Raw genomic sequence first — 7,311 nt, forward strand, 5'->3', positions numbered from 1 at the left:
GGAATGGGTTTGGCAGGAGTGAACTCTGAAGCAGTTGGCGGAGTTAGCTTGTTGTTTAGCAGTTTAGATTCATCTTTTGAAGCATATGATGCGGCATTTTTGGTTTCTCCAGATGTAGCTTCGGTTGATAGCCTTGTACGCGCCAGTCAAGCGAAAAAATCTGAAGGCTATGATAGTAAAGCGTTCTCTACGACTGGTGAAGTTCTAGTTGCCTTAAATGACTACGTTCACCCCTGTACTTTTACTGGAATGCAATCTCTTCTTAATCGCGCCGCGACTAGAGGGGCCCAAGATATCACCACAGACAATAATGTGGACGCCAACCTTCTATCGAAGTAGTAAATCATAGGTTTTGGCGCGATCATGCGATTATGTGTGGTTTGATTGCCCTGCCAGCCACCATTTTAGATTGGCTTACGAGTGGTTTTCCGGTAGTGATATTTCCAACACTTTTCACTTTGGGCGGGATTGGTTACATCGCATTCATTTATAAATTTCGTAAGTATCTGAATGGCATCGATTAAGAGAATATTGGAAATTGGAACTAAGTTGTTTTTTGTCGACTTAACCACCAAGTTTACACCGCCCAGCGTCGATATAAAAACAAGAAATCAACTATAGGTTTACTAGTAAACCTATAGTTGATCTGTGTAAGTGGTTTGTTGACGGTAAATCTGAGGCTTACGATTGGTCTTGGCCTATTTTGTTTTGCTGGTTTTTTTCTTGGTAGTGTGTTGGTTGGTCCCGCTTCAAGTGGGTGGGGATGAGTTAAAAAACGTTTGATTGAAAGGCGTAACGAATTTGGGGGGGGGGCTATGATTAGAGGTGATGTTATTTCTGCAGTAAAAGAAGCGGTAGCGACGAAGATGGTATGGGATATTAGGAATGTGACGCTTGATGAGAAAATCAAAAGCGATCCTAATGAGGGGTATGGCATAACTCAGTCTTTGCAGCTAAAAGACTTTTTAATGGCAGAGGTTGTTCCTCTTCTCCCTGATCATGAGCCAGCCGTTGTTTTTGATCCGCAAGATGCTGAAGAAATATTGAGTGAAGAAGCGCCTACTGGGATGAGCTTGGTGCATGCGATTTGGGCTAAATTGGGAGGTTCTGATGATTAGAGGCAGTTTGTTTGTCATAGGGGTAGCCTTCTCCTCGTCGCTGTATGCACAGGCCACGCTGCCAAAGGCTGATGATATTTGTATTTATGATGATAATGTCACAGGACTGTACAGGATTGATGAGATAAGACTCCTTTCTTGGGTTATCCATAATTCTGGTGTCAATGCGACAAAGATGTTTTCTAGTGGCAGAGGGAGTCTTTCCAATGATGAGTTAGTGAGGGATTTTTTGATTAGTACTAACTCTGAACCTGGTATAGGCCCTGTCGGTGTGTTTTCTGATTTCAAATCTACAGAGATTACAAAATTATACCAAAAAGGGGATAATGTTTTCTCGGCTTTAGCTGGGAAATCTGGTGTGACGCTCAGTTCGTCAGAACCTTTTCTTTTGCGTAATTCTGTTGCCGACTCGACTGATATTTCAAAGTTCGGATTGTATAATGAAGGCAAAGGTACCTTTGTAGAGTGTTATAAGTCTGCAGCTGCTGCTAGTTTACCTGCTGCAAAAGAAACGGTGTCAGGTATATTTTTGTTGCGTGAAAGCTCTAAGGAGTTTTCTAAAGAAGGGCATAAAGCTGCCAGTGGTGGAAAGCTGTCATATGAGAAGGATCGTGGAGCTGATAAGTCAACGTCTAAAAATGTGAGTAAGCTGGCGGCTGGTTATCAATGGACTTTTAAGTATCAAGATGGCGAGTATTCTAAGCTCATTAGGGGTGTGACTTTGTTTGGCTCGTATGATGGGTCTAAGACTCGAACGATTACCAATGCTGATAATACAATCAACTTAGAGGTGTTGGAATATCAGGGCGCTGGAGTATCTTTGAGGAGTGAGATTGATAGCGGAAATGTATGGAATAACTACTTCGACACTTCTTTGGAAGTAACTATTCAGCCCCAGCACAGATAATCTAGCGCCCCAAAGGTGAGCTAATCTATAATGGCTCTACATTCCCTTACTTCAAAGTAGTTCAGTAGTGACAATCGGCGGCTTCAATGTAGAGCAATCCATCAAGGATGCAAGGCAAGTGATTGATGAGGATAAAACGCTATCCGCCTCAACGCGCACGGTTTTTGAAGTGCTCCTATTAGTTATTGGCCTACTCAGCGATCGACTAGGCATTAACAGTAAAAACAGTAGTAAACCACCCTCATCAGATCCTAACCGTGAAAAGAAGCCTCGTTCGCGCAGCGCTAAAAAAGCGGGTGGCCAAAAAGGTCGAGTTGGGAAAACACTTGAACAGTTCGATGCGCCCGACATTATCCACTTTATTAAAATCGATAAGCGAACCTTGCCTAAAGGGCAATATACCGCCACCGGAGTGGAGAAGAGGCAGGTTATTGATATTGAAATAAAGCGGTCGATCACTGAATATCAAGCTGAAATATTAAAAGATAAAAAGGGCAACAAGGTTGTAGCGCCTTTCCCTGATGGTATAACAAGCCCAATTCAATATGGGAATCAAGTTAAAGCCCATGCGGTCTATTTATCACAATATCAACTGCTACCCTATAACCGCGTTGAGGAATACTTTTCGGATCAACTTGGAATCGCCGTCAGCGCAGGAGCGATCTTCAATTTTAACCAACAAGCTTCCGCACTATTAGTGAGCTCGGGAATTGAGGGTGTCATTAAGGATCAGCTCGGTCAATCCAATTGTTTACATGCTGATGAGACTGGGATGAATGTGGGTGGTGAACGTCACTGGCTGCATTGCGTCAGTGATTTAAAGTGGACCTATCTATACCCGCATAAAAAACGCGGGTGCGAAGCGATTGACGCAATGGGGATACTCCCAACCTACAGCGGCGTCGTTTGCCATGATCATTGGAAACCCTATTATCAATACAAGGATTTTTCTCATGCCCTATGTAATGCACATCATCTTCGTGAGTTAGAATTCGCTTGGGAAAAAGACCAGCAGAAATGGGCAAAAGATATGCAGGGTCTGCTCATTTCAATCAATAAAAAAGTAGAAAACAGTGGTGGAGAGTTAACGGCATCGCAAGCAGGCTATTATCGGAAAAAATATCGAGATTTATTGATGAAAGCCGATACTGAATGTCCGCCTCCCACAAAGGAGCCCCCAAAGCGCGGCCGGCAAAAGAAATCGAAGTCTCGAAATTTACTTGAGCGTCTTCGTGCGTTCGAAAGCGACGTGCTGCGCTTTATGACGTCTAGTGATATCCCTTTTACGAACAATCAAGGGGAGCGAGATATTCGAATGACCAAAGTACAGCAGAAAATATCGGGATGCTTTAGGTCGATGGGAGGCGCAGAGAGTTTTTGCCGAATACGGAGTTATTTATCGACCTGCAAGAAGCAAAGCATAACGGCTACCCACGCACTGGCATCCTTGTTTTCTGGTCAGCGACCCAAAATTTTCGATATTGAGGCTGAATAGTTACCTTTGGAATACCTCAGTGAGGGATTTACCGATGTGCGTATTGGAAATCTAACTTTCAAATATACACCGCAGGCAACCTGGGGTCTTAATAATTGGGTTTCTACTAAATTGTTTCATATACATACGGCATTTAGTCTTCAAGGCGTCTACGCAAATATTTTTGATGAGGGCAGCCTAGAAGGAGATAAGTTCGAAAAGCTAGTGGATGAGAAGGAGTATTCTGCTCTTGGCGGTGATATTTCTGTTAGGGTGCGCCTAAATGCATCGGGCTGGGATAAGGTTGAACTAAGCGCCAGTCATTCTTCTTACTCATTAAGCAATCATGTGAAAAGCAGTTCTAGCTTGTCAAAAGTGTCGGGGACGTTATTTTTGGATAAGGCTTTGCACTATGGGATCACGTTTGATTATCAAGAGGGAGAGGATGGTGTTTTGCTAGAGAAAGTCGATAAGAAGTCTATTAGCTTTTCTGTGCGTTTTTAATTGTATGGCCGGCCTGTATGGTTGTTGTGGCTTTGTTGTTTTTTAGCGCGATCGTAATAGCTGCTTGATTTATCAACGGTAAGTTATCGGCACTGCGTTGGGTGTTAGGTGACGAATGGGATGTGTTAGACACCTAAAGTTAAGAAGCATTACAACGGACGAGCCGTTGAATACGGTGTTAAATTCCGCTCTTGGCCGAAAGCTCTCTGACACTAGACATGATGAGATTGGAATATGACTTGTAGCGTTGTTGGTAAGGCGAGTAATTGAGTAGATCATACTCATGGGATTTATTGGTAAGCTACACAGATATCACTCGCAAAGGGTATTGTCGAGCAAGTGCAGTGTCCAAAGGGTTATCGCTCATAAGCGATTCACTAATAGTTATGCAAAGATTATAAAATGAATATTGATCATTTAAATAGTTATATTAAACATTTGCCAGTTGAGGTGAAAGATAGAACCTTAATAGTGCTCAAAGGCCATTTATTGCTTGAAGTGGCCTTGAAAGAATATATATGTAGGCGCGTTGCATATCCAGATAGGATTAGAAAAAAGCAAATCACATTCCCATCTCTAATTAGTTTCGCTTCTTCACTTGAAGGCAATCAAAAGGACGCATGGTTATGGGAAGCATTAAAGAAAGTTAACAGTCTTCGTAACAACGTAGCACATAAACTCCAGCAATATGATCGCCAAAAAGACCGGGAGCTAATCGATTACGTTAATGCAAACGACGGCCTATGTGTTGTTGAAGTGGACGACGAAATCGTAGCATACGAACCTATTGCGATATCTATACTTCAAATATTTGATTCATTGATACACGCTTTTCCTGAAACAAAGGACTCAGGAAAAATAAACGGCCCTGTGGGCCTTGAGGAAGGCTTGCAGGCAATCATTAATTTGGCGAGGCTTTAACAGCCATGCAGAATGATTACGCTATCGCTTCGCTCGATCGCGAATTTCGATGTTAAATGATTAGGAGGTTGCGTGAGTTTAAAAACAGATATTCTTGATGCTGTAATCGCTGGGAATTTACCGTATATAGTTAGTCGTCAACAAGTAATGGATCACTTTCCACACTATTCGGAATCATATTCAGGTGTAATCCTTTCAAACTCCGAAATTGAGCAGGGTGCTAGCCCGACCTATGATAAATTTACTACCCGAATAGGTAGAGGTGTTTATGAGATCCACCCACAAATAGTTACTGACAGAAGAAATGGCAATATCATTTAATAAGTGACTATGATCAAAAGCTGCTCAGCGGCGACATTGGAATATGTCAGCAGTTCCCTGTTTGGGGCGTCAATCAGCAATCGATTGATAAATTTTGGTGTCAATGAATGTGTTAATGTTGAAATATGACGGGTTAGCTTTGATATGAAGGGTGAGGTGGCTGTTGTGGTTTTTAAGATGCTTTTATGCATGTTGATGATTTTGTCTGTAGTCTCGTGTGGGAATTCTAATGATGCAGTAGGGGATTATCGACCTTCTTTGGTAATGGAGGGGGCGATATCGCCCGAAGCGATGCGCCACCCCAATTATGCTGGAGAACTTGTTGCCTTGAGGCGGGGTTTTTTCCGAGATGGCGGGCTAGATTTAACTTTGGCTCCGGTTGGGGAGGATGATCCTATTCATCGGGTGACATCTGGCAGAGACACTTTTGGCGCAGTAGGGGTTAACTCCTTCTTGTCGGCTGTCAATGAAGGAGCACCACTAATTGCTATTGCGGCGCAATATTTACGCTCCCCTATTGTTTTCTATTCTCTTAATAGGAGTGTTTCAAACCCTAAAGATCTGATAGGTAAGCGTGTGGGCTTGCAGGCTGGGAGCGATGCTGAAGTAATTTATTTTACTATGCTTCAGAAAAATAAAATCGCTCGTAATTTATTAGATGAAGTTCCCGTAGGTCATGGAATCACTCCATTGTTAACTAGAGAGGTAGATATTATGCCTGGTGATGGTATCTACGATTCGGCCCATCTCACGACGATTAGAACGCGATATAGCATTATTGACCCAGCTGCGCATGGAGTGTCTTATCTTGGCACAGTATATTTTACGACAAAAAAGACTGTCTCTGAAAACTCTGAGTTGGTACAGGCCTTCGTCAATGGAGTTATTAGAGGTTGGGAATTTGCTTACTCCGATAAAGATGCTGCCGCCTTGGATTTGATAAGTTATAGGCCAAGAGCTTTTGATGTTCGTTCAGTTCAGGGATTTTTAAAATCTCGGCATACATATATAAAGCCGGAGGGGATGAGTTATGGAGAATATACTAATGCGCAATGGCAGGAGGCTACTTCTGCTTTGAAGCGGCTTGGCAGAATCGCCGATGATTTAAACTATAACGATCATGTCAGTTTTGAGTTTTTACAACGATATTCGCCATCAGAATAAATTTTAGGCTAACGTTGCTTCAAAATTACAGCTTATTGATACATGAGAGAGAAGATGCTTTTGGGGTGTGGCGGCTGCGTTTTGTATCCGCTCGTAGCCATACGCAATATGGGTCTTTGGGTCCATCGACAAACGAACGGTTAAAGAGTTAATTATTTCAAACTGAAACACCCTTCGGAATAGGTGGTTGGAATATGACGATAAGGCGCAAACAGTCTCAAGCAAAGAGTGTTTAGTGAATATGCGTACCTAGACAAAGATGTATTCAGCTTACTAGGAAATTAGATGAAAATATCAATTAAAATTATCATGATTACTTCGATTTGTCATTTTTCTTCGGCATGTACTGCCGAAGAAGTGAGAAGATATATTGGAAGGTGGGCCGCAACGAGTACTTATAGCATGTCCGTATTTCATGCGTTCCGCATCGACGAAGAGCATATTTCTTGGGGCGGACATAGAGCTTCTAGCCCAGAGTGCAAAAGCAAGTATGAAGTGACTGATCACAGCACTCTTGAATCTCATTCTGACGTACCTCAGAGAGGGCTTGGAAGCGAGAAGGATAAACAAGTAATGTATGATTTCTATAAAATTAAATTACTTGAGAGTCAGTGCGCCCGCTTTGAATTCATGCTGCTATCTTTCCCTAAAACAAATGCATTTCGCACCAGCCCAATCTACGATACATATTTCATTGGATATCATAAAGATGGCAAAAAGGAAGAGATAGCAGTTGATGTTAGCAAATGAAATTAACTGTCATGCTCGCAATCTACTGTAATAGAAGTGCCTAGTGTGTGACTTAAAGCGCTGGAATGCGATATTGAAAAATGCCGGCCCCAAGAGATGTCCCCTTAGCTATGATTTTAGAAGCGGGGTGGCTGTTCAGGCTCATCTCATAT

The 7,311-nt window shown here is 42.4% G+C and carries 9 protein-coding genes; all 9 read left to right on the forward strand.

Going from position 1 to position 7,311, the window contains the following annotated elements; genetic code table 11:
- A partial coding sequence (locus tag AC3A8L_RS18135) for a hypothetical protein (RefSeq protein WP_487963687.1) occupies positions 1-339 on the forward strand: 339 nt, incomplete at its 5' end.
- 476 nt (positions 340-815) lie between these two features.
- Positions 816-1,118, forward strand: coding sequence for a hypothetical protein (locus AC3A8L_RS18140; RefSeq protein ID WP_487963688.1), 303 nt, complete (start codon positions 816-818; stop codon positions 1,116-1,118).
- A complete protein-coding gene (locus AC3A8L_RS18145; RefSeq protein WP_487963689.1) occupies positions 1,111-2,025 on the forward strand; it encodes a hypothetical protein in 915 nt (304 codons plus the stop codon). Before AC3A8L_RS18140 ends, AC3A8L_RS18145 begins: the two co-directional genes overlap by 8 nt.
- A 67-nt stretch (positions 2,026-2,092) precedes the next feature.
- Positions 2,093-3,520 carry an IS66 family transposase gene (gene tnpC / locus AC3A8L_RS18150; RefSeq protein WP_487963690.1) on the forward strand — a complete coding sequence of 476 codons (1,428 nt, stop codon included), beginning with the start codon at positions 2,093-2,095 and terminating at the stop codon, positions 3,518-3,520.
- A gap of 6 nt (positions 3,521-3,526) precedes the next feature.
- Positions 3,527-4,003, forward strand: coding sequence for a hypothetical protein (locus AC3A8L_RS18155; protein WP_487963691.1), 477 nt, complete (start codon positions 3,527-3,529; stop codon positions 4,001-4,003).
- Positions 4,004-4,405: 402 nt separating this feature from the next.
- On the forward strand, positions 4,406-4,924 hold the full coding sequence (locus AC3A8L_RS18160; RefSeq protein WP_487963692.1) for a hypothetical protein: 519 nt from the start codon (positions 4,406-4,408) through the stop codon (positions 4,922-4,924).
- A 72-nt stretch (positions 4,925-4,996) separates the two neighbouring features.
- Entirely contained in the window at positions 4,997-5,245 is a 249-nt protein-coding gene (locus tag AC3A8L_RS18165; RefSeq protein ID WP_487963693.1) for a hypothetical protein, read from the forward strand.
- Between the two features lie 144 nt (positions 5,246-5,389).
- Entirely contained in the window at positions 5,390-6,409 is a 1,020-nt protein-coding gene (locus tag AC3A8L_RS18170) for an ABC transporter substrate-binding protein (RefSeq protein WP_487963694.1), read from the forward strand.
- Positions 6,410-6,694: 285 nt separating this feature from the next.
- Positions 6,695-7,159, forward strand: coding sequence for a hypothetical protein (locus AC3A8L_RS18175; RefSeq protein ID WP_487963695.1), 465 nt, complete (start codon positions 6,695-6,697; stop codon positions 7,157-7,159).
- The last annotated feature ends 152 nt before the right edge of the window (positions 7,160-7,311 follow it).

The sequence above is a fragment of the Marinagarivorans sp. genome (assembly GCF_982758155.1).

Excerpts from the sequence above, each read along its gene's own strand:
- AC3A8L_RS18140 (WP_487963688.1), top strand. The coding sequence starts at position 816 with ATGATTAGAGGTGATGTTATTTCTGCAGTAAAAGAAGCGGTAGCGACG.
- AC3A8L_RS18145 (WP_487963689.1), top strand. The coding sequence starts at position 1,111 with ATGATTAGAGGCAGTTTGTTTGTCATAGGGGTAGCCTTCTCCTCGTCG.
- AC3A8L_RS18160 (WP_487963692.1), top strand. The coding sequence starts at position 4,406 with ATGAATATTGATCATTTAAATAGTTATATTAAACATTTGCCAGTTGAG.
- AC3A8L_RS18170 (WP_487963694.1), top strand. The coding sequence starts at position 5,390 with ATGAAGGGTGAGGTGGCTGTTGTGGTTTTTAAGATGCTTTTATGCATG.
- AC3A8L_RS18175 (WP_487963695.1), top strand. The coding sequence starts at position 6,695 with ATGAAAATATCAATTAAAATTATCATGATTACTTCGATTTGTCATTTT.